This window comes from Phocaeicola vulgatus ATCC 8482 (assembly GCF_000012825.1).
Classification (GTDB): domain Bacteria; phylum Bacteroidota; class Bacteroidia; order Bacteroidales; family Bacteroidaceae; genus Phocaeicola; species Phocaeicola vulgatus.
This window is the reverse complement of sequence record NC_009614.1, coordinates 931563-954848: the sequence shown is the minus strand read 5'-3', so window position 1 is coordinate 954848 and position 23286 is coordinate 931563. Positions and strand designations below refer to the sequence as shown.

General features: G+C 47.5%; 25 protein-coding genes. 16 read left to right on the top strand and 9 right to left on the bottom strand.

What is annotated here, in order from left to right:
* The 4 genes from BVU_RS03465 to mobA form a co-directional block, all read right to left on the bottom strand.
* On the bottom strand, positions 1-495 hold the full coding sequence (locus BVU_RS03465; protein WP_005636900.1) for a hypothetical protein: 495 nt from the start codon (positions 493-495) through the stop codon (positions 1-3).
* Between the two features lie 221 nt (positions 496-716).
* The gene (gene mobC, locus BVU_RS03460; RefSeq protein WP_005636903.1) at positions 717-2753 is read right to left on the bottom strand and encodes a conjugal transfer protein MobC; all 2037 of its coding nucleotides are present in this window, start codon (positions 2751-2753) and stop codon (positions 717-719) included.
* 36 nt (positions 2754-2789) lie between these two features.
* Complete coding sequence (gene mobB, locus BVU_RS03455; protein ID WP_005636905.1) at positions 2790-4037, bottom strand: conjugal transfer protein MobB; 1248 nt, start codon at positions 4035-4037, stop codon at positions 2790-2792.
* Positions 4022-4444, bottom strand: coding sequence for a conjugal transfer protein MobA (gene mobA, locus BVU_RS03450; RefSeq protein ID WP_005840900.1), 423 nt, complete (start codon positions 4442-4444; stop codon positions 4022-4024). The genes mobB and mobA overlap by 16 nt, the downstream gene beginning before the upstream one ends.
* A 724-nt stretch (positions 4445-5168) precedes the next feature.
* On the opposite strand from mobA, the gene BVU_RS03440 reads away from it, so the two are divergent.
* Genes BVU_RS03440 through BVU_RS03430 form a run of 3 tightly spaced genes read left to right on the top strand, consistent with a single transcriptional unit; the run spans position 5169 to position 7074 of the window.
* The gene (locus BVU_RS03440) at positions 5169-5963 is read left to right on the top strand and encodes a ParA family protein (protein WP_005802628.1); all 795 of its coding nucleotides are present in this window, start codon (positions 5169-5171) and stop codon (positions 5961-5963) included.
* A gap of 8 nt (positions 5964-5971) precedes the next feature.
* Complete coding sequence (locus tag BVU_RS03435; RefSeq protein ID WP_004288745.1) at positions 5972-6421, top strand: DUF3408 domain-containing protein; 450 nt, start codon at positions 5972-5974, stop codon at positions 6419-6421.
* Positions 6409-7074 carry a DUF4122 domain-containing protein gene (locus tag BVU_RS03430; protein WP_005802631.1) on the top strand — a complete coding sequence of 222 codons (666 nt, stop codon included), beginning with the start codon at positions 6409-6411 and terminating at the stop codon, positions 7072-7074. Before BVU_RS03435 ends, BVU_RS03430 begins: the two co-directional genes overlap by 13 nt.
* A 114-nt stretch (positions 7075-7188) precedes the next feature.
* Here the strand turns inward: BVU_RS03430 and BVU_RS03425 are convergent, their stop codons facing one another.
* From BVU_RS03425 to BVU_RS03415, 3 genes are read right to left on the bottom strand one after another with little or no spacing between them, the layout of a single operon-like run.
* Positions 7189-8094, bottom strand: a complete 906-nt coding sequence (locus BVU_RS03425) for a hypothetical protein (RefSeq protein WP_005802632.1) — start codon at positions 8092-8094, stop codon at positions 7189-7191.
* Entirely contained in the window at positions 8091-9074 is a 984-nt protein-coding gene (locus BVU_RS03420) for an AAA family ATPase (protein ID WP_005802633.1), read from the bottom strand. The genes BVU_RS03425 and BVU_RS03420 overlap by 4 nt, the downstream gene beginning before the upstream one ends.
* Complete coding sequence (locus tag BVU_RS03415; RefSeq protein WP_005802634.1) at positions 9067-10470, bottom strand: DUF262 domain-containing protein; 1404 nt, start codon at positions 10468-10470, stop codon at positions 9067-9069. Before BVU_RS03415 ends, BVU_RS03420 begins: the two co-directional genes overlap by 8 nt.
* A gap of 250 nt (positions 10471-10720) precedes the next feature.
* Between BVU_RS03415 and BVU_RS03410 the strand changes: the two genes are divergently transcribed.
* From BVU_RS03410 to BVU_RS03355, 13 genes are all read left to right on the top strand, one after another.
* The gene (locus tag BVU_RS03410; protein WP_007838794.1) at positions 10721-11101 is read left to right on the top strand and encodes a DUF4134 domain-containing protein; all 381 of its coding nucleotides are present in this window, start codon (positions 10721-10723) and stop codon (positions 11099-11101) included.
* 5 nt (positions 11102-11106) lie between these two features.
* Positions 11107-11436, top strand: a complete 330-nt coding sequence (locus BVU_RS03405; RefSeq protein ID WP_011964860.1) for a DUF4133 domain-containing protein — start codon at positions 11107-11109, stop codon at positions 11434-11436.
* A complete protein-coding gene (locus BVU_RS03400; protein WP_011964859.1) occupies positions 11433-13958 on the top strand; it encodes a TraG family conjugative transposon ATPase in 2526 nt (841 codons plus the stop codon). The genes BVU_RS03405 and BVU_RS03400 overlap by 4 nt, the downstream gene beginning before the upstream one ends.
* Positions 13959-13966: 8 nt before the next feature.
* The gene (locus BVU_RS03395; RefSeq protein WP_032936879.1) at positions 13967-14323 is read left to right on the top strand and encodes a DUF3876 domain-containing protein; all 357 of its coding nucleotides are present in this window, start codon (positions 13967-13969) and stop codon (positions 14321-14323) included.
* The gene (locus BVU_RS03390) at positions 14320-14949 is read left to right on the top strand and encodes a DUF4141 domain-containing protein (protein WP_004288758.1); all 630 of its coding nucleotides are present in this window, start codon (positions 14320-14322) and stop codon (positions 14947-14949) included. The genes BVU_RS03395 and BVU_RS03390 overlap by 4 nt, the downstream gene beginning before the upstream one ends.
* Before the next feature lie 2 nt (positions 14950-14951).
* The gene (gene traJ, locus BVU_RS03385) at positions 14952-15965 is read left to right on the top strand and encodes a conjugative transposon protein TraJ (protein WP_005802642.1); all 1014 of its coding nucleotides are present in this window, start codon (positions 14952-14954) and stop codon (positions 15963-15965) included.
* Between the two features lie 122 nt (positions 15966-16087).
* Positions 16088-16711, top strand: coding sequence for a conjugative transposon protein TraK (traK, locus tag BVU_RS03380; RefSeq protein ID WP_004288760.1), 624 nt, complete (start codon positions 16088-16090; stop codon positions 16709-16711).
* Positions 16708-17010, top strand: a complete 303-nt coding sequence (locus BVU_RS21230; RefSeq protein ID WP_005802644.1) for a hypothetical protein — start codon at positions 16708-16710, stop codon at positions 17008-17010. The genes traK and BVU_RS21230 overlap by 4 nt, the downstream gene beginning before the upstream one ends.
* Entirely contained in the window at positions 16961-18268 is a 1308-nt protein-coding gene (traM, locus tag BVU_RS03375; protein WP_011964858.1) for a conjugative transposon protein TraM, read from the top strand. The genes BVU_RS21230 and traM overlap by 50 nt, the downstream gene beginning before the upstream one ends.
* Positions 18269-18318: 50 nt before the next feature.
* Positions 18319-19233, top strand: coding sequence for a conjugative transposon protein TraN (gene traN / locus BVU_RS03370; protein WP_008777983.1), 915 nt, complete (start codon positions 18319-18321; stop codon positions 19231-19233).
* Entirely contained in the window at positions 19230-19817 is a 588-nt protein-coding gene (locus tag BVU_RS03365) for a conjugal transfer protein TraO (RefSeq protein ID WP_011964857.1), read from the top strand. Before traN ends, BVU_RS03365 begins: the two co-directional genes overlap by 4 nt.
* Before the next feature lie 20 nt (positions 19818-19837).
* Positions 19838-20296 carry a DUF3872 domain-containing protein gene (locus tag BVU_RS03360; protein ID WP_004288765.1) on the top strand — a complete coding sequence of 153 codons (459 nt, stop codon included), beginning with the start codon at positions 19838-19840 and terminating at the stop codon, positions 20294-20296.
* On the top strand, positions 20293-20772 hold the full coding sequence (locus BVU_RS03355; protein ID WP_007838806.1) for a glycoside hydrolase family protein: 480 nt from the start codon (positions 20293-20295) through the stop codon (positions 20770-20772). The genes BVU_RS03360 and BVU_RS03355 overlap by 4 nt, the downstream gene beginning before the upstream one ends.
* Before the next feature lie 361 nt (positions 20773-21133).
* Here BVU_RS03355 and BVU_RS03350 read toward each other — a convergent pair whose 3' ends face one another.
* Positions 21134-21988, bottom strand: coding sequence for a hypothetical protein (locus tag BVU_RS03350; RefSeq protein WP_049764093.1), 855 nt, complete (start codon positions 21986-21988; stop codon positions 21134-21136).
* 119 nt (positions 21989-22107) lie between these two features.
* A complete protein-coding gene (locus tag BVU_RS03345) occupies positions 22108-23262 on the bottom strand; it encodes a hypothetical protein (protein WP_011964855.1) in 1155 nt (384 codons plus the stop codon).
* Between the last annotated feature and the right edge of the window lie 24 nt (positions 23263-23286).

The following is a 23286-nucleotide window of genomic DNA, read 5'->3' as shown; positions in this document are numbered from 1 at the left end:
TCATCCGTTTCGTTTATACATAAGCCGGCAGATTCCGTTGGAGAAAGTTTTGCAGCCAAGAAGTTTCCAGCGGGCAGACCGGAATTCTCCCGTCAAGGGGATTCCACCACCATAAGAAAGAGGCAGCAGAAAAAGTACTGTCTCATCCACCAGATTATACCGAAAAAGTCCATCGGCATATTCCGCACTTCCTCCATCTCCCACTCCTGCCAGATAAATACAATCCTTGTCATGCTTTTCCTTTACATTCAGCAAGTCCATCAAACCGTAATGGGGGTAGATGTGGAATGTGGCCTGTCGCTGCCAGCGTGGGAAACCATACCGTTTGTTTTCCCTCACCCATCGCATAAGCATCTCGTCTTCATGCGGAAGGAACCCGTCCAAAGTGAGTGCCATGATAACTTGAATTTTTGCCATACCTCTTGTTAAAAAAGCATGAAACCCATGCTTATTTCGAACAGAGGCTCTGACAAAGCCCAACACAGAAACCCGCATGGGCTCATGCTATAAGGTATAGCATAAGCCTCACGCAATAGCCTCTGTGTTTTTGAATTTGTCAGATTCCTGTTCGAGACGTCTTGCGACTTATGTATAATAATGGCGGTCCCAATTGTCGAGACCGGCCTTATTTCTCTATTTCAAGTTTCAAATATACGGCATCTTTTTCAATAATCCGATCAGTCGGGGTATAATTTCTTCAATTACCCCTCCACTTGTCATGATTTGTCGGGGTCCTTTCCTTTTTCATCTTCCAGACCTAGTCGTTTACGGAGTTCAGGGTCATTTTTGATACGCCGCATCTCCTCATTGATAATAGCCTGCGCATCCGCCTTGATCTGGTCGTAATTGCGTTGTATCTGTTGCATCATGATGTCGTTACCGTTCCTGTCCTTGAAGTCGTTGATGACCGGGATTTTCTGATAAGCCTTTTCTTCTGCGCTGATCTTGGTATGGTCCACGACAATTTCGGCATGAAATATTTTTTGCTCTATCCTCTCATCAAAATTATCCGCCACAGCCCCGACAAACGTGCCTTGTGAGAGGTTGGCGATCTTTGATGCGGGAATGAGCGAGTCTAGCTGTGTGTTGATGGAGGTGGATACGTCCTGACGGTTGATGGATACGGACTGACGTTGCTGAAGCACCTTGCCGAAGCGCTCTGAAAGCGTTTTTGCGGTTTCACCGACCACCTGTCCGCTGAAAATATTCCCCACCGTGTTCTGGATGACCTTGGATTCTTTTTCTCCGTAGTCACGTGTCAATTGACTGAAATCCTGAAAACCCAGAAGCACACCCACCTTGTTGCTTCTCGCCGTCGCGATCAGGTTGTCAAGCCCACGGAAATAGATGGTGGGAAGCTCGTCAATGATAACGGCGCATTTAAGCTGTTTTTTCTTGTTGATAAGCTTGACGATACGGGAATTATATAATCCGAGCGCTGCCGAATAAATGTTCTGCCTGTCCGGATTGTTGCCCACGCAGAGCAGTTTGGGCTCTTTCGGATTGTTGATATCCAATGAAAAATCATTACCGGTCATCACCCAGTAGAGTTGTGGGGAGATCATGCGCGTAAGGGGTATTTTAGCCGAGGCTATCTGGCCTTGGAGCTGGTCCTGGGCATTTCCCTTCCATGCGTCCATGAAGGGAGAAAGATAGTTTTCCAGCTCCGGATAAGAGGTCAGAATGGTGAACAGGTCTGAGTAGGGTTTGTTGAGCAGTTCTACCGCATGGGGAAACGTACAGTAAATACCGTTTTTGTAAATCTTTAAATACCAGATTATTGCCGCAAGCAGAATGATAGGAGACTCCACGAAGAAGTCCCCCTGCTTTTCGATCCAGGTGCGATTGAGGTTGAGCATTATCGTATAGCTTGCCTCGTACGCATCGGAAATGTCCGTCATGAATTCCGGATTAATGGGATTGCACCGGTGAGACCTGCGCGGATCGTCGAAATTGATGACATAGAACCGGGGCTTTACCTCGTACTTGTCCATATTCTTCAACAAAGAATTATAGGCGATGGTGGACAGGTCATCAAACTTGTAATCATAGATGTAAATCGCAAAGCCTTTGGCTATAAGCTGGCGTATGTAACTGTTGACTATCGCATAGGATTTGCCGCTGCCCGGTGTCCCGATAACCATGCAGGCACGGAAAATATTGACAATATTGACAAATCCGTTATTCCAGCGTTTTTTATAATAGAATCTCGTCGGGAGGTTTACCGAATATTCATTCTCCATCAGTCGGGTTTCCTGCATGAAACTCTCATTTTCCATATTGAACACATCTTCCATGAGGTTGTGCCTGTAAAGGCGGCTCATCCATAATCCCGACATCAACAGGGCGAGATAGCCTGCCGTAAGAGTAAAAATATAGAATGCGGTATTTGCCATGTGTGGCAATGGCAGTTTAAGAAGCCACCAGTTCAGAAAAAACAATGCGCATCCTGCCACCAACACCGCATAAATTTTAGGCCAGGTTATTTTTTCACCTTTGACCCCATGCGTACCCAGGCAGGAAACGGCCAACAGAAGCACTGCCAACAGTTTGCTCCAGAGAATACAGTTGAAAATTCCGGTCGTGTTGTTGAAGTTTACCAGAATCCGGTCTATCACCTCAAGGTTCAGGTGCCATGCGGTGATACTCGGATAGCAGTACACATAGACGTGTACCACCAAAAGAAAAATACTCACGGCCCTGCCGAATTCCATTATCTTAGCGAGAGCCCTCAAATCATCTTCCTGCTGCATAAGAATTGTATATAAATGGGTTGATACTTGTTTTGTCTAAATGCCACGCTTGCGTCCGGTCTTCTTTTTTTTCTTCATGCGGCGTGCAAAGGCTTCCTCCTCGTAATCCCGCGGATTGGTTTCCAAGGAAAAAATGCCTGCCGCCAGTTCGAGCGTGCTAGAGGATTCGTGACGGTGATGCTGCCAAAGTTCTGTAGCGGAATGTCCGCCCCGTTCCTTTTCGGGTATGTTTTCCAACCATTTGAAATAGTCGTTGAACACATTGGCAGAAAACACCTTGCCCATGCGTGAGCCGTTGAACACCTCCCGATGGTTGTGATCAATAAAGGTGACACCATAGATACGTCCCCGCTCATTCTTGCGGAAAACCACATCAATACGCCTTTGCCCGAGCAGTTCCACAAACCGTTTCTGTGAATCCGCCTGCCGCAAGGCACGAACGATGTCCGCCTGTATGGAGGGGGCCCATTTCCCATCTTTGAGAGCTTTCAGATTTATCAGCATCCGCTTTTCCAACTGTTCATTTCCGAAGCGTTTCCCAAATCGGGAACTTTTGAACGGTGGGCTGACAACCTTGCCGGTATCATCCGTGACCGAATATACAATACTGGTATATGGGGTACCGTTGTATTCTCCCCTGACCTGTTTCGCCTCGATGTTGAGCGTGGAAAGCAGCGCATTGTATTCCCCGAAGGTTTGGAAACGGTAGCTTTCCAATACGGCTTTAAGGGTATTACCTACCTGATGGCGGACATCTCCCAAGGAAGCGTCCACCTTTCTTAGTTCCGCTTTTGGATTCCGCTTTTCCGCATCCGCTCCGTTTCGCAGACCGAAATCCACTTCCAGCTCCCGACAGGCGGTCATGGAACGCCGATGCTCGTAGGCATCGCTGATCTTTTTCCCCTGTTCATCCACACAGACACTGACAATATGGATATGGGTATTGTGTGTATCGGCATGTTTGTAGGTGATGTAAGGCTGATTCCCATACCCCATCTTCTGCATATAACGTTCCGCCAGTTCTGCCAGCCGCCCGTCGGTCAGCCGGTCTTCCGGTGCTGGGGAAAGGGAAATGTGCAGGACGGGCTTCTCCGTATTGCGGTTTGCCAGCAGGTAATTCTCAAAAGAGAGCAATGCCAAGCGCATGTCCTCGCTTGGCAATCCGAGCCGGTCGGAAATCATACGGTTACCGGAAAGAATCTCAGCCGTACCAGCCGCTACCTTCTCGTAGTTATAAGCAAGCGCTCCGTAAAGACTCATGCCATGGCTTATTTTTGCAACCATTTCCGCTCGTATTCCTGGGTTAGCGCCATGACCTTTTTGCAGATGAGCATCAGCTCAAGACTCAATCTTTCCAACTTATAGAGCAATGCCATCGCCCGTTTCTCCCCGAAATTGTTCTTCAAGGCACGGACGACCTGGTTGTAGTTGTTGCCGACAGCCTGGAACTGTTTGTGGAATTCTGTCAGCCTGATGTAATAGTCCATCGTCGCCTTGTCTATTTTCACGACCTTTATCTGTCCCGAGAAGATGGATTTCTTGATGAACAGCGTGAGGTTGCCGGCTCCTGAATCCGCCAGCAACTTTTCAAATCTTGTGTTCTCCTCGGCGTTCAGGCGGAAACTGTACTTGTGGTCCGCCGGATCATTTTTAGGCTTTCTGCCCGTCCTTGTCCCTGTTGTTTTCTCCATACACATGAGATTTTTGGTTTGTACTTTTTTCTCTTCCAGAATCCGCGACTTTGGAGCGGATTCCCCCGCCCCTCTGGGCGGGCAAGTTGGTTCTTGTCGGACAAAAGACTTTTTGTCGGACAAGGACACAACTTGCTCTGTTCGCTTGAACAGAGAATCCTCCTTCGTCGGATTGCTGTGCGACGTTCACGGAACGCTGTGGTTCGACGAAGTCAGTTCTTTTCCATCGTCTGATTCCGATTTTGCAAAATTAGACAGTGATAACCGATTGGTAAACAGCGCTTGATATGACATTTGATGACATCTGATGACATCTGATGTCAGGTAGGGGAAATGTTGGTGGAAGTTTCAAAAATAGCCGCTACTTTTGGCACAGTGCATGAGGGCATACATTGAAACATTGTCCTGTAAGGGGTATTGCTTGCCTGCCACAGGTGGTGCATGATGTGAATGCGGCATCATCCATATATGTGCAATGCCATATATGCTACACGACAATCCTGCATGACGGAATACATTGCATCCGTGCAATGCAGTATGGGATACATTGAACCCCATATTGCATGAATGCAATGCACCTTATATGGCAATGCCCATCGGCAACCGGTATTACACTGGTGCAATATGGTATGCAATGTATTCATGCAAACCGGCAAACAATGCGTCATTGCCATATACCAACGGATGCATTGCCGTATGATGAAACGAAAAAATCCGGACAGATATGAAACAAATTATACACTCTAAATTCAAGCCTATGAAGAAAGAACCTTTATTTGTCGCTTTGAGCAACCAGAAAGGCGGTGTGGGAAAATCCACGTTCACGGTATTGCTCGCCAGTTACTTCCATTACCTGAAGGGGTATAACGTACTGGTGGTGGATTGTGATTATCCACAGCACAGCATCAGTACCATGCGGAACTGGGAAGTGGGAAACATTGAAAAGAACGTGCATCTGCAAAACCAGCTGGTGGAACAGTTCGGAGCAAGCGGCAGGAAAGCCTACAGCATCCTGAACTCCACTCCGGAAGAAGCCCGGGAAACAGCCGGACGCTTTCTTGAAAAGTCGGAGCTGGATTATGACCTTGTCCTTTTTGACCTTCCGGGTACCGTAAATGTGCCCGGTGTATTCCAGTCCGTAATCAATATGGATTATGTATTCACCCCCATCACGCAGGAAAGAATGGCAATGCGGAGCAGTATGTCTTTTGTCCTTGCCATCCGGGAATACATGCACCGGCATAAGGATGTACCCTTGCGTGGTATCCATATGTTCTGGAACCGGATGGACAAACGTGTTTCCAAAGACCTGTATAACGGCTATACTGAAATTTTCCGTTCGCTGAAATTGCCGGTACTGGAAACCGTCATTCCCAGTGCAGAACGTTACAAAAAAGACTCCGGAATGAAAGGGCCTCTGTTCCGCAGCACTTTGTTCCCTCCATCTTCCTCCGCAATGAAAGGAAGCAGTTTGGACCTGCTGGCAGCGGAAATAGAAACCATACTGAAACTTCAATAAAAACAATTATGACCACCAAAAGAAGAACGGATTACCAAGTGGACGAGGAGGCATTGAAACGCATGATGGCAGGAGATGTGACCGCTTTGGAAAGAACGGTTCCTCCGGAAGAGGAGCCGGAAACAAAAAGTCAGGCTGGACCTTGTCCGGAGAAACAGGAGAAGAAAAGCGGTTCTTCCAGACAGCAAATAAAAAAAACACCGGATGGAGCGGCTGATTCAGATGAATACCGGAGCCGGTTTCTGAAAGTGAAACTGTCGGGAGCAAGAAGGCAGACCTATATTAACGATACATTGTACAGGACTGTTGCCAAAGTATTGCCGGTCATTGCACCGGAAATGTCTGTCCCCATGTTTTTAGGGAGTGTACTGTCAGACCATCTGGAAAGGTATCAGCATATCATCAATGAAATATATAATCAAGAAGCAACTCAAAAGCCAATAGAATGGAAGAAATAGTTTATTTATCAATACGGTTCGGCTGTACCGCTTATCTGTTATATAAGGTATGGAAACAAAAAGAGAGAATAGGTAAAATCTGTGATCTGCTTTATACTCCCCGCAATCGACCACAAGCTGAAAAAGACAACGGTGAACCGGGAAATGCACAGGATGTGATGGGAGCTACCCGCTTTGTCTATCTGGACGAGAATGCCGGGAAGACCGTCGCCCCTTACATGAGCCAGCAACTGGAAACCGGAAGTGATTTTATCGGAGCGGATAAGGATATTCCGGAAGATGAAGTGGAATGCAAACTGCCTTTGGAGGAGATGAGAATGCTGAAAGAAGAACAGGAGGAACTGGACAGCCGCTCTCCCGAAACGGAAGCCATTGCTCCGATGGTTACTCCTGCTGACCTGCTCAATGTAGGCGACGTGCTGCTTAACCTGAATGGTGCCGGCTCGGACGAGAACAAATCATACAGGGCGGCCATGACACTGCATTCCATCCGGGAAACGGACATGTTTGAACTGTTCTCCTCCCAGGTGGAGAACAAGAAGCTGATTGAGGAACTGATGGGGAAGTATGTGGATAAGGAGGGGAATGCGTTGCCTTTGAAAAGAGAGAGGAAAGAAAGCAAACATGTTACTGACTGGAGGAATCTGGTCTGAAAATATTATCTGTTAAGTATAAAAGAATCCTATATATGAGTTTAAAACTCCTTTTATACTTAACAGACAATAGAGTGGAACTTATTTTTTGGTAGAGACATTGGTGTCTCACAATTATTTGATGTTATTCTTTATTTTTATTTTTTTTATTATTGCAGATGCATTTTTAATATCTGATGTTTGTTCTGTGCCTACCGATTGAGCTTTAGTGTGTAACGATGCAATAATTATTGTATCATTATTGGAGAAAAAATAAACACGCATTCCTCCCATGGCTTTAGAGCGCAACTCATAAGTTGTTTCATTCCCTTTTCCCTCGCAAAATTTTACCAAATTGTCATCGCCTCTACTTGGGAAAAGTAATCTTGCTATGTTAGCATCTTCAAATTTGCTCAATACTAATTTTTGTAGTCCCGGTGGGGACTTTTTAAAGTTTTTAATAAACTCATCAGAAATATGGGCTGTTTTCCCTGTAAACAAGAATTCTAACTTTGATAGTTGTTGTTGGCATTTTTTTTCATCTTTCGCCTCTAACTCTTTTATAAATGATAAATTATCACCATACCAATTATTAATTATTTTATCAAGTAGTTCTGACTTTAGCTGTAGCTGATTTTGTTTTACCTCATCACATACTGGCATAGATATGACAGTCCATCCCATTTTATGAGCCCAAAATAATGCTTCTGCATCTTGTTCTAATAGCTGATAATTGCCGCATTCATCGTTGGATAGTTCTGGATCGGAAGTAAAAAAGCTTGTCAATGGGTAATTGTTAAGAATAGAAAAAGCTAAACGTCTTATATTAATATTCTCCTTGTCAGCGGGTATCGTTTCTACTATTTGCTTCAAAGAAACTCCTGCAATTATCACAGTATTCGGTTCAGATGGCAATATGATAGGATATTGTGTCGAAACTCCAAGGCGGCTATGGGCTACCAATAAAGTTCTTAATATGAGATTTATATTTTCCTCACATTCAACTTCATTTAGACAATGGTTAAAACAAAAGGTCATCATAATAGCTGGGAAGCATTAATTTCAAACTGGTCAAACATACTCTCGGGCCAATTATCTACACGACCACCTTCTATAATATGTATTTTTTCAAATGTTGTTAGGCGATTTTCATCTAGGGTAAACCAATAGGCTATAATGGAATTTGATAATATAGGTTTCTCTTTTACAGATAAACGAAAGCCATCAAACAAATGGTCACTATGTGTTTCTATAATCACTTGTGCACCAGCTTCTATAGCTTGAGTAATCAGTTTTGCCATTTCCGTTTGACCTTTTGGATGTAGATGTGCTTCCGGATTTTCTATTAGGACAACCGATTTGTTTAAAGCTCCTACAAGTAAAGCGACAATAACAGCTAAAGTATAACTCAAACCAAATCCAACATTCATGGCACGATGATCGTCAAACCAAGTAAATGACATATCCGTATCTTTTTTGATTTCTGTTCTGAATGTTACTCCGGGAGAAATGATGTTTAACCAAGCTTTTAAGTTATATTCAAAACTAACTCCTTCAGCTTTAGGATGTAGAATACAAGAAGGCATTTCTCTTTCTGCAAAATGTTCAATTACTTTCACAATATTTTCTCCTTTACTGCCTAATTCGATATTATAAGTAACAGGAATTGATTTCTGAGGACCAAATCTATCTGCGGAAACATAAAGTATATCAGGTAAAGATTCATTTAAATTACTATCTTTAGAAATTTCATCCGGAGAAATACTTATTTCATTATTTTGATCTGTAATGACTTTTAGACTCGTCTCATTAGAATGGTTGCATTTCAATTCATTCCAATCTCCATAACCATCCAATAAACAATTATCTTTTCCTTTCATTCCTTGTGCAAGCATTCTTATAGCTTGAATAACAGTGCTCTTACCACTACTATTCAATCCTGTTAATATTGTTAACGGATGTAGCGATAAAGATGCATATTCAAAAGATTTAAAACCTTGTATATCTAGTTGATTAAACATTGTCATAAAATTTATTTAGTAATTCTTTTAATTTTTCATATCGAAAAGCTACAGAGGTATGTCTCATGCTATCACGAGATATTGCGATTTCAAAGGCTTTTGTTTTAAGTAAAATACCATATTCTTGAAAGAAAACTTTTTCTTGCCTTTTCAGACAACTGAAATGTTCTTCGGACATATTACCTAATAAAACACCCCATGATTCAAAGAGTGACTTGTTAATAGGGGTTCTTCGCATACCAGGTACACTTTTTCTAAAAGCATGTTTGCCAAACAATAGTTTTGCCCTTTTCATTGCTATAACAAAAACTTCTTTGATTTTTTCATCATTGAGGTCTTTAATTGTATTAATTGCAATGGTTCTCTTAAGAATACGCTTTTGGAATTCTGGTAATTCATATGTGGGACGAGCATTCAAAATAATCATTGTATCGCTTAGCCAAATATCAGATCCAAAAGTACGATTATAGGATGGATAGTCTCTAATTAAAAAAGAGATATATCTCAATATTATTTCATAATCAAGCATTCTGTTCGGCTGAATAGAACCACAAGTAGCTTGAAGAAATGCCTTTTCCTTAGCTAATTGTGCTAATAGCATAGTAGCATTGCCTGTATAAAGTGCATTTCGGATTTCTTGCGAAGTAAGAGGAGCTCCACCAGTATTAAGTCTTTTAAAAATATTACGTTTCACTTCTTCTGGAGTGCCAGGATTAACAACGGTGAACCTAAATTCTGTTTCGTAAATTCGGTTTTGCAAAAATAGAGGTAATTCATTGAAGCACTTACCATCATATTTACTCCCCCAAAATTCGAGTCCAGATAATTTCATGCCATATCCTTTTTTTTCTTTATTTTTCTCGGGATTTTTTAGATATTCTTTACCTAGTACAAAATCGCGAATTGTACTCATCCGTTGTAAACCATCGACAACGCTCCATACTGATTTAGTATCGGATGACACATAAAACATTGGAATAGGAATTTTTAACATCAGGGATTCAATTAGCCTTGATTTTTGCACATTATCCCAAACTTCATTTCTCTGAAAATCAGGGTTTAAAATAATCGTTTTTTGTACTAATCGACGAAGTAGGGCATCCATAGGTACTACTTTCGGATCAATAGATATTTCTTCTGGATTGAAAGGCTCCATTTCCTCACTTTCTTCTTCAATATTTTCGTCTTCAACACCATTCGATCCAAAAGGGGATAGTTGTTGGGCAAGTTGTTTTAGAAGAAGCGACAAATCCTTATCATCAGCATCAATCAATATTTTATCACTCTCAGAAATAGTAAATGCAGCTCCTGACCATTCCAAAGTTATATCCACTGATCTGTCATTGGTGACTAGTTCCCATTTTTTTTCATCTGTTTGTTCTAGATGAAAATCCAAGATTCCTTTATTTTTTATTTTTATCTGCACTTTTCCTAATTTACACCAGTTACAATTACAAATATAGTTATTTATATTGGTTTTCCAAATTAAGAAGTTCAGTTTTTACTTTTTGTTGTGATTGTGTATTGTATATTGCAATGAGGGAGGACAGGTAGATGCATCTAGGAATAGAAATGTACTTTAATTAATAATTTTTTGTGTTCTCGCAACAACAATGGTGACATCTGATGACATTTGATGACATCTGATGACACCTCTGAATCATAGCGCATTATCCCCATTTATCTTTGTTGTCGAATTCAAATTTATGTCTTACCCAAACGATTCGACAATGAAAAGAAGAATCCTTTTTTCTGTGATGTGCGCGGTCATCGCCGCAAACACCTTTGCGCAGGGCCAGGGCCTTGCGGGTATCAACGAGGCAACCAGCCTCATGACCTCGTATTTCGATCCCGCCACCAAACTATGCTATGCCATCGGTGCGGTGCTTGGTCTGGTAGGCGGTATCAAGACCTATGGCAAATTTTCCAGCGGAGATCCCGACACTTCGAAAACCGCCGCCAGCTGGTTCTTTGCCTGTATCTTTCTGATCGTAGCCGCCACCATCTTACGTTCCTTCTTCCTCTAAAGCCTATGGAATATCCGGTAAACAAAGGTGCCGGCAACCCCGTCGAGTTCAAAGGACTCAAGTCGCAATACCTGTTCGTCTTTGCCGGAGGGCTTGCGATGATGCTCCTTATGGTAGTCTTTCTTTACCTGACGGGGGTGGACCAATGGATATGCTTATCCTTCGGAATCCTGTCCGGCAGCCTGTTGGTGTGGGTGATATTCCGTTTGAATGCCCGTTACGGTGAACACGGGCTGATGAAGCTGCTGGCTGAAAAACGGCATCCACGCTATCTGATTCACCGCAAGAGAGTTTTCAGATTATTCACAAGAAGAAGAAAAAAACAACAATCATGAGAAATGTATTAAAGGCGGAAACGCTGGAACGCAAATTCCCCCTGCTATCGGTAGAAAACGGCTGTATCGTGAGCAAGGATGCAGACCTGACCGTGGCTTTCGAAGTGGAACTGCCCGAACTGTACACGGTAACGGCAGACGAGTATGAGGCCATGCACTCCTCCTGGATCAAAGCCGTGAAGGTATTGCCGGAACATAGTGTCGTCTGCAAACAGGACTGGTTCGTCAAGGAAACCTACCGTCCGAAGACCGATGACGGAGAACAGAGCTTCCTGACACGCAGCTATGAGCTGCATTTCAATGAAAGACCTTACCTGAATCACAAATGCTACCTGTTCCTGACGAAGACAACCCGCGAACGCAGCCGCCGGAAGAGTGACTTCAATACCCTTTGCCGGGGATTCCTGTTGCCCAAAGAGATAACCGACAAGGATGCTGCCGCCCGCTTTCTTGAGGCGGTGGAACAGTTCGAGCGTATTATGAATGATTCCGGACATATAAGGCTTCGCCGTCTGGAAACAGACGAAATCACCGGTACGAAGGAACGTCCCGGACTGGTGGAAAAATACTTTTCCCTCTCGCTGGAGGATGAGACCGCCGTATTGCAGGACATCTGCCTCAAGCCCGGCAGGATGCGCATCGGCGACAAACGCCTCTGCCTGCATACCCTTTCCGATACGGAAGACCTGCCCGGCAGACTTTCCACGGACATGCGCTACGAGAGGATGTCCACGGACCGCAGCGACTGCCGCCTCTCCTTTGCCGCACCCGTAGGACTGCTGCTGTCATGCAACCACATCTATTCGCAATACGTGTTCATCGACGACGCACAGGAAATCCTGCAGATGATGGAGAAAAACTCGCGCAATATGCTCTCGTTGTCAAAATACAGCCGGAGCAATGCCGTTAACCAGGAGTGGACGGAGATGTATCTTGATGAGGCACATACCAAAGGAGTGCTTCCCGTCAGATGCCACTGCAACGTCATCGCCTGGGCGGAGGATGCGGAAGAGTTCCGCCGCATCAGGAACGACACGGGCAGCCAGCTGGCCATGATGGAATGCACGCCAAGGTATAACACCATTGACACACCGGTCATCTATTGGGCGGGAATCCCCGGAAATGCAGGCGACTTTCCATCCGAAGAATCCTTTTATACCTTCCTGGAACAGGCCGTATGCCTCTTTGCCGGAGAGACCAATTACAGGAGCTCGCCCAGTCCGTTCGGAATCCGGCTGGCAGACCGCCAGAACGGGATACCGGTGCATGTGGATATTTCCGACCTGCCCATGAAGCGAGGAATCATCACCAACAGAAATAAGTTCATCCTCGGGCCTTCGGGCAGCGGAAAATCCTTTTTCACCAACCACCTTGTCCGCCAATACTACGAACAGGGAGCGCATATCCTGCTGGTGGACACTGGAAACAGCTACCAGGGGCTGTGCAGGATGATCCATGACCGTACCAACGGGAAGGACGGGATTTACATCACGTATGAAGAGGACAATCCGATATCCTTCAACCCGTTCTACACCGAATCCGGAAAATTCGATGTGGAGAAGCGTGACAGTATCAACACGCTGATACTGACCTTGTGGAAACGGGAAGACGAGTCGCCGAAACGTTCGGAGGAGGTCGCTCTTTCCGGAGCAGTGAACGCCTATATCCGAAAGATTTCGGAGAACCGGAACATCAGACCGGACTTCAACGGTTTCTATGAGTTTGTCGCCGATGACTACAGAAGAATGATTGAAGAGAAAAAGGTGCGTGAGAAGGATTTTGACATTGACGGTTTTTTGAACGTTCTAGAACCGTTCTACCGGGGCGGAGACTATGACTTCCTGCTGAACTCCGACAAGGAACTGGACCTGACAGGCAAACGGTTCATCGTATTCGAACTGGACAATATCAGCAGCAACAAAGTGCTTCTTCCGGTGGTGACACTGATCATTATGGAAACTTTCATCGCCAAGATGCGCAGGCTCAAAGGTATCCGTAAGATGATACTGATAGAGGAATGCTGGAAAGCCCTGATGTCCGCCAATATGAGCGAATACATCAAGTACCTTTTTAAGACCGTCAGAAAATATTTCGGCGAGGCTGTGGTGGTGACACAGGAGGTGGACGACATCATCAGCTCCCCGATTGTGAAAGAGGCCATCATCAACAACTCTGACTGCAAGATCCTGCTTGACCAGCGGAAATACATAAACAAGTTCGAGCACATCCAGCGGCTGCTCGGTCTGACCGAGAAAGAGAAAGGGCAGATTCTTTCCATCAACCAAGCGAACCATCCCGGGCGCTTCTACCGGGAAGTATGGATAGGGCTTGGAGGAACCTGCTCGGCAGTATATGCCACGGAAGTGAGCGAGGAAGAATACTTCACGTTCACGACCGAGGAGTCGGAGAAACTGGAAGTACAACGGATTGCCGGAGGGCCGGAGGGCAGTCTGGAAGGAGCCATCCGCCGTCTGGCGGAGAAAAAGCGAGAGGAACAGAAACAGGTATCAAACCCGAAATGAAAACGATTATGAGAAACAGACCCCTTATGAGGCTGGCGGTATGTCTGATAAGCATGGCCGCCATGATATTGCAGAGCTGTTCGGAAAGCGGTATCGACCGCGACAAGATCTGCGGAACGTGGACCAGCGTGGAAGGCAGACCTGACGTGCTGGTATACAAGGAAGGAGAATGCTATAAGGTGACGGTGTTTTCCCGTAGCGGGAGAACCCGAAGGCTGAAGCCGCAGACTTACCTGCTGGTGGAAGAAAACGGAAACCTGTTTGTCAATACGGGCTACCGTGTCGATGTGTCCTACAATGAGGCAGCCGACGTGCTGACATTCTCACCGGGCGGAGACTATGTAAGGAAGGAGGAACGGGCATGAAGGCAAGAACGCTTCTGATCGGAACGGCATTTGTACTGGGCGTTACCGGAGCACGCGCCCAATGGGTGGTGACAGATCCCGGCAATCTGGCCCAAAGCATCATAAACATGTCGGACAATATCGCCCATACCTCAAAGACGGCAGTCAATACGGCAGAAAGCTTTGCCGAGACAGTAAAGATCTATGAGCAGGCCAAGAAATATTACGACCAGCTGAAATCGGTCAACAACCTGATACAGGATGCCCGCAAGGTGCGTGACATCATCCTGATGGTGGGCGACGTGTCCGACATCTATGTAACCAACTTCGGCAAGATGATGAACGATGAAAACTTCTCACCGCGCGAACTGGACGCCATCGCCTTCGGTTACACCCGCCTGCTGGAAGAGAGCAACGGCGTGTTGCAGGACCTGAAACAGGTTATCAATGTCAGTACCCTATCCATGACCGACAAGGACCGTATGGACGTGGTGGACAACTGCTATTACGAGATGCGCCGTTACCGCAACCTTGTGAGCTATTATACGAACAAGAACATAGCCGTAAGCTACCTCAGGGCCAGAAAGAAGAACGACCTGGAACGTGTGATGCGGCTCTATGGGAATGAAACCTCCAAATACTGGTAGCCATGATGCCGTTGTCGATAGATTTTGCCAACCTGCACACCATACTGGCAACCCTGTATGACGAGATGCTTCCCCTTTGCGAGGACATGATGGACGTGGGCAAGGGACTTGCCGGACTGGGTGCGTTGTTCTACGTTGCCGTCCGTGTATGGCAGTCGATGGCACGTGCCGAACCGATAGATGTCTATCCCCTGCTGCGTCCCTTTGCCATAGGCATCTGCATCCTGCTCTTTCCCACGCTGGTGCTCGGCACGCTGAACAATATTCTCAGTCCCATCGTGCAGGGCACACACAAGATGCTCGAAGGACAGACGATGGATATGGAACAGTACCGGATCCAAAAGGAGGAACTGGAAAAGGAGGCCATGCTCCGCAATCCCGAAACAGCATATCTGGTAAGTGACGAGGAGTTTGACCGTCAGCTGGATGAACTGGGCTGGTCAACCATAGATACCGCCTCCCGGCTGGGCATGTATGTGGAAGTCGGGATGTATAATCTGGAAAAGAAAATCCGGGACGCATTCCGCAGCCTGCTGGAGCTGATATTCGCAGCGGCATCGCTGCTGATAGACACCGTGAGGACTTTTTTCCTGGTCGTACTCTCGATACTGGGACCGGTAGCGTTCGCCTTCAGTGTATGGGACGGATTCCAGTCCACGCTCGGACAGTGGTTCACGAGATATATTTCCGTTTACCTGTGGCTTCCGGTCAGCGACCTGTTCAGCACCCTGCTTGCCAAGCTTCAGGTACTGATGCTTCAGAATGACATTCAGGAACTGCAGAACAATCCGGACTACTCGATAGACAACTCGAACAGTGTCTACATCATCTTTATGCTGATCGGGATTATCGGATACTTCACCGTGCCTACGGTAGCAGGCTGGATAGTGCAGGCAGGCGGTGCCGGAAACTTCAGCCGTAACCTGAACCGTACGGCCACCAAGACAGGGGGCCTTGCAGCCGGAGCAGGCGGTGCCGTATTGGGGAATATCGGAGGCAGGCTGAGGGGCAAATAAACCCTGCGGAGCCTCCTTCCCATGAGTCGGGCAACCCAAGATGACGGGTCCGGTGACTTGTCGGAACGGGATGTCCCGTCATACCGGAAATATTTACTCATTCAAACCAGACATCAAAAAAAATGGAATTCAAGTCATTGACAAACATTGAGAGCAGCTTCAAGCGCATCCGCCTGATGCTGGCGGTCTTTGCCTGCTGCTGTGCGCTCGTTACCGGATATGCGCTGTGGAGCTCATACCGCTTTGCCGAGAAGCAACGCGAGAAAATCTATGTGCTTGACGGGGGCAAATCGCTGATGATGGCCCTTTCGCAGGACCTCTCACAGAACAGGCCTGCCGAGGCGCGGGAACATGTAAGGCGCTTTCACGAACTGTTTTTCTCGCTCTCACCCCAGAAGGATGCCATCGAGCACAATATCAACCGTGCCCTGCAACTGGCAGACAAGAGTGCCTATCACTACTATGTGGATTTTGCCGAAAGAGGGTATTACAACCGCCTGATTTCAGGCAACATCAACCAGGTGGTGCATGTGGACAGCGTGGTGTGCGACTTTGCCGCCTACCCTTACAAGGTGCGGACATACGCCCGGCAGCTGATTATCCGTGAAAGCAACGTGACCGAGCGCAGCCTAGTAACTTCCTGCTCGCTTCAAAACACAGGACGTTCGGATGACAATCCCAACGGATTCATTATCGAGCAGTTTACCGTGCTGGAGAATAAGGACATAAGAAGTGCGGAACGATGAGGGGAAAACGCGGATTCTTCGGCCATGCGGACAGCCGGGTACGGCTGTTCTGCCGGCGGCTGACAGGAAAGCAGCGCATCCTTCTGGCAGGCACGGCCTCGTTCCTGCTCGCTGCCTCCTGCCTGTACTCGATTCTCTCCTGTGTATCCCGTTTCGGGGAGCCGGGCCAAAGACCGGCAATGGGACATATCCGTTCCGTCGTGTTCCGGCCGGAAAGAACAAGAAACATTCATTCAAACATCCATAAACATGAAAATGGACTTTCAGAAAATCAGGGAACGGCTCGGAGTGTCAAATGACAAGCCGCTGACTCCCGAAGAGAAGCGCCGGCGCGCAAAGTATATTGTCTATCCGTTTTTCTGCCTGCTGTGCATGGGGTTCCTCCTGCTGGTATTCAGCCCGTCGGAAAAGGAGAAGGCGGAAATGGAAAAAGGCAGGGGGTTCAACGTGGAGATGCCTTCACCGGAAGATTCGGAAATGGAGGGCAACAAGGTAAGCGCCTACGAGCAGGAAGCACTGGCAAAAAAGGAAAAATGGCGCAGGGGAACCTTCCAGGAAATGTCCGAATTGCTCAACAAGGACGGTCAGGATACTGCCGGTCTTACCGCAGGAAAAGCAAACATGGAACTTCCGCCGGAACCGGAAAAGGGGAAAGCCCCCGGCTCCATCCGTTCCTCTGCAGAAGCCTACCGGAATATGAACCGTTCGCTGGGCACTGTATATACCCGGAATGAAAATCAGCCAAATGCCGATCTGCTCCGCCGTATTGAGGATCTGGAAAAAGAAAGGAAGCCGGCGGAAGAACAGGCGGAAGGCCAGACCCTGGAAGAAAAGATGGCTCTGCTGGAAAAGTCCTACGAGCTGGCTGCCCGCTACAACGGGAAAGAGCCGGATGCTTCCTCTACGGCCAATGCCCCAAACAGCCGGAAAGAACGGACGGCTGTCCGGCCTGTAAAACGGGTACAGAACCGGATGGTGTCATCACTGGCCCAGCCTGCAGGCAATGAAGACATTGCTTCCGGATATGCAGGCGAGAGAAATACCGGCTTCCACACCCCGGTAGGCAAAATGCCATCTTCCGGCAGGAACACCATCGCCGCCTGTGTGCATGGCACGCAGACCGTATCTGACGGACAGGCACTGCGTATCCGCCTGCTTGAGCCGATGGCAGTGGACGATCTCCTTATCCCCAAAGGTACGGTACTGGTCGGCGGCACACGTGTCGAGGGGGAACGGATGGGAATCCTGATCGAGACAGTGGAGTACAGGGGCACGCTGTTTCCGGTGGAACTCGAAGTGTATGACGCTGACGGGCAGCAGGGAATCCTTGTACCGAACTCGATGGAGTATGATGCCGCACGTGAGATTGCCGCCGGCATGGGCACCTCTATAGGAAGCAGCATCAATATCTCAACGGATGCCGGAGCGCAGATTGCCTCGGATGTGGGCAAGGGGGTGATACAGGGTATGTCACAATATGTGGGCAAGAAGATGAGCACGGTGAAAATCACCCTGAAGGCCGGGCACCGGCTGTTGCTGCATTCTCCTGAAAAATGAAGGAGGAAAGGAAATCAACCATTTATTCACCAATCAACCAAGAAACACACATGAAGAAGATTCTGATGATGCTTGCCCTGATTGCGGGCACAGTGGCTGCATACGCGCAGCAGAGCAGCGGGGATTATTATGAAGGACTGAGCCGCAAGATCGGATTCAGCCGGATGATTCCCCCGCACGGTCTGGAAATCACATATGACAAGACCGTACATATTATTTTTCCCTCTCCCGTGAGATATGTGGACCTGGGTTCGCCCAATCTGATAGCGGGCAAGGCGGACGGTGCGGAAAATGTGATCCGTGTGAAGGCAACCCGGAAACATTTCCGGAGCGAGACAAACATGAGCGTAATTACCGAAGACGGCAACTTCTATACATTCAACGTCAAGTATGCCGACGAGCCTTTGCTGCTGAATGTGGAAATGTGCGACTTCATCCATGACGGAGAGGCCGTGAACCGTCCGAACAATGCAATGGAAATCTACTTGCAGGAACTCGCCGGGGAGTCTCCCCGTCTGGTACGGCTGATCATGAAATCCGTGTATGAACAGAACAAACGCAAGGTCAAGCACATCGGCTGCAAACGGTTCGGAGTGCAATATCTGCTTAAAGGACTTTATGCGCACGGCGAACTGATCTATTTCCATACCGAAGTGAAGAACGCCACGAACGTGCCTTTCGATGTGGACTTCGTGACCTTCAAGATCGTGGACAAGAAAATCATGAAACGTACCGCCATGCAGGAACAGGTCATCTATCCGCTTCGTGCCTTCAACTATGTGACCCGTGTGGACGGAAAGAAGAACGAGCGGACGGTGTTTGCCCTGCCCAAGTTCACCATTCCTGACGACAAGAAGCTGATAGTGGAAATGTATGAGAAGCAAGGCGGCCGGCATCAGTCCTTTGATGTGGAGAATGAGGACCTGGTACGCGCAGAAACCGTCAATGAACTGAAAGTCAGATGAACGCCATGAAAAGAAACTTCCTCTTTATTATCCTCCTGCTTGCCCTCTTTACGGGGCAGGCAGAAGCCCAACGCCGCCTGCCGGGAATGAAAGCCGTCCGCTTCACCACTGAAATGGCCGACGGATTTTACAGCCGGGCAAACCGTCACGATGCAGGCTATGCCTTCTCGCTGGCTGTATCCACCTGTACCGGGAACGGAAACCAGTGGATGTTTGGCGGTGAGATGCTGAAACGTAACATCCCTTACCGGAGTACGCATATACCCTTGTCGCAATATACGGGGGAAGGCGGTTATTACCATACGTTCTTTTCCACCCCCGGCAAGTCCTTCTTCCTGAACCTCGGCGCTTCCGCCCTGTTGGGCTATGAGACCGTGAACGAAGGAGACCGGCTGCTGGATGACGGAGCCGTTTTGCAGCAATGCGAGTCTTTCATCTATGGCGGTGCGGTAACGCTGGAAGCGGAAGGATACCTGTCCGACAGGGTTGTCCTGCTGGTGCGTCTGCGTGAGCGTTTCGTGTGGGGCAGTGCTTCGGGGATCTGCCACTTCCAGTATGGAATCGGAGTAAAATACATTTTCTAACCTTAAAAGAATACATACCCATGAAAAGAAAAATCCTTGATTTTATGCTGACAGCCTGCTGTATGGCATTCTCCTTTCTTGGTCTTGTCGCTTGTGACAATGAGCTGGATATCAGACAGGAATACCCGTTTACGGTAGAAACCATGCCGGTAGCGGATGAGATTACCGATGGGGAGACTGTGGAAATCCGGCTGGAAATCAAGCCGGAAGGGAACTTTGCCGGAACCGTCTATACGCTAAGGTATTTCCAGCCGGACGGCAAGGGCAGTCTGAAGATGGAGGACGGCACGGTACTGAAGCCCAATGACCGTTATCTGCTGAACGAATGGAAATTCCGTCTTTACTATACTTCGCAAAGCGGCAAGGAATCCCAGACCATAGACCTCTATCTTGAAGATAATTGGGGGAATCTGCAACAATTGACATATGATTTTAATGGAAAGGATACGGATGAAGAAAATAACAAGGAGGCTGCATGAAAAGAATACCGGCTGTTATGATCTTTCTGTTACTTGTCTTGTACGGCAAGGCGGAAAATCCCCCGTCTGACAAAGATAAGGCGGTAGCCTGCATTAAGCGGTGGGAAGGCTGGCACCGGGGGAAAATGCCTTACATCGGTTACGGACACCGCCTGCTTCCCCATGAAACGCTGACCGAGAACCTGAGTGAGGCACAGGCAGACTCACTTTTGAGATGCGACCTTGAACGGTGTTTGAAGGTATTCCGAAAATATGGGAAAGACTCGCTCCTTTTAAGTCTGTTAGGCTTTAATGTAGGCTGTTACCGTCTGATCGGCAACGGCAAGATACCTAAAAGCAAACTGATTCAGAAACTGGACAGCGGCAACCGGGATATTTACAGGGAATATGTATCGTTCCGCTGTTATCGGGGGAAAGTCATTCCAAGCATAGAGAGAAGAAGAAAAGAGGAGTTTGAACTGTTCTATATTCCGTAGATTGCTTGCTGATAAAGGTTTGGTTGTTACGAGACGACCGAACCTTTTTTATTTGTCCGGCATGAACATATCCCTAACAGGGGATTGTAAAGTTCCATTCCACAATAAACCTTGAATACCGTAACAGGAAACAGATGGAACATCGGAATGTGCATGACTAAAGATCTGTATTTATGTCATAGGGCACATGAAACATAAAAGTCCCTTGGGCAGAATGACTCCAATTGCCATATTAGATGCATATTCCCAAAGCGGGCAGAATCAAGAACCGGGAAGTGGCTAAAACGGAAACGCCACAGGTATGATGTGATATACATCACCTTGTGACGTTTCTGTTTTAAGATGTATTTGTCTGCTGTTCTTACTTTTGCAGCAAGTATTCCCCTATTGAACGATACCGGTCTTTGATTGCGGCATTTTCATTGAATCCATTCAGACAATGGAGCAAGGCTTTCTCCAAAGTGGTGTATCTGCGGTTAAAACATTGCGGATTGTCCAGGCAATAGGCATTCAAGGTATATCTGTATGGGGCATATTCAGGATTATCCTCTTTGGTGATTTTCACATGCCAAGGAAAGTGTATCCGCAGGGTGAATGACCGTGTTTCCCCTTTTGTAATCCGTTCCTCTTCCTCCAGCATTTTTTTCACGAGGGACCTGTCCAGCAACGGATATCCATATTCCCTGTAATGTTTGATATGGCAGCAATACTCCGTTGCGTATTGCTTCAATTCTTCCGGTCTTATACCATAGTGCTCCCCATAGAAAAGCAGCACTTCCCTGCCTGTTACGATAACGGGCTTTCCGTCCGCTTCATGTTTAAATACCTGCCGTTCCATCTTTTCCCTGTCTGTCAGCAAGGCAAAACCGAAACATTCCGTAAGGGTGAAACTTTCCCTGCCGGGAACGGACAGCCCAATAAGCCTTTCCAATGTGTGGCAGTAAAAGAAAATACCGTCATCGGCCATACCGGTGTCCGGTGAAAGCATAATTCTTACATCCTTGACCTGACCGCTGTCCCTTTGGACAATCCGGCAATTCGCGTAATGTGGCTCACAAGCATTCTCTTTCTTGAACCTGTGGTATTTCTCCAAAATTTCGTTCCGGATTTCCTCCTTGTCGGTCAGGGCAACTCCCAATCCGCAGTTTTCGCACCACCCGTAATAAAAAGCTTCGTCCGTGAAGTGGTCGAACCCTTTTGTGTTGGGGTTTACCATTGCCTCACACCTTACATTGGCCGATCCGCATCTGCTGCACACTATATTATTTCCCATTGTTCTTCTGCTTTACGGGCGACTCACGGCCGCCCTTGTCATACAATTCGGTTGTTATTCTCTTAATTTATCTTTACCCGGTTCATCAGCTGTCCCGAAATTTCATGCAGTTCCCGGCAGCGTTCCGGCTGCTGTTCCCTTGCAAAGGCGGTGATTCCCTGTGTCAGTTTCCATAGCGTGGCCCCGCCTGTAACTCCGTCGTCAGGATTGTTGTTCATCAGCAGTTTCTCGACCTCACGTCCCTCATTTTTCAACAAGGCTCCTTTCTGCACCAGATTCTTCAGTTCCTTGTCGAAATCCACGTCTATTTCCGATGCTCCTTGAATTTCGATGGCCTTCTGCATGATGGTGTCTTTGCTGTACAGTCCTTTGGTCAGGTCGGAAACAGCCGATACGGTGGTCTGCGTGTCCAGTTCGTAGGTCTTTTGGGAGAGGGACAGGGATTCCGGCAGTCGGCCTCCAAGGTGTATCTGCCGCATGACGGACTCCCTGACCATCCCGTTCAGGCACGCCCCGTTGAGCAGGAACGACCGCATTTCGACCGATCCGTTGCCATAGTCGGATGTGGAGAAGCGTGCTCCTGCGAAGATGATGACCGTTCCGTTCTTACGGGTGGGTATCTCTATCGGAGTGGGCAGGATTGTCTCACACCATACTTTCGTGTCGTTCATATAGGCATCGGACACGACCGCTCCCTGTCCTCCCGCCTCACGGATGAAAGCGGTCAGGATATCCACCGAGTTCAGCCGACGGTAGGAGTCCGACAATACGCCCCGGACTTCCATTCCTACCGCCCGTATCAGTACCCGTGTACGCTCGGTCCATCCCGAATGCTCGTTCAGGATGGTGGCGCACAACTGTTTCTGCCAAACATCCCCGGCGGAAAGCTCGCGCAGGTATTTGGCGGGAATGCCCATCTTCTCCGAAATCTGGCTTATGGCATTGCCGTGCAGGTTGAAGTTCCCTTCGGGCATTGCCATCTGTACCCTTCCTTCCGCTTTGAAAGAGATAACGGGGCGTTCCTTGCTACGTTGGCTTACCCCGATGGGAGCGATGAAATCCTGCGCGATCCGTCCCTCGCTGAGCAGACGGTTGATGGTGTCCATGACACCGCCTTGCCTGCTTTCTATCATCCGCTGTACCTTGTTAATGACTACCTGGTTGAGGCCCTGCTGCTTCTGTACCGATGCAGCTGCCGGCATTACTGTTGTTTCCATAATACTATGTTTTTAATGTTGATG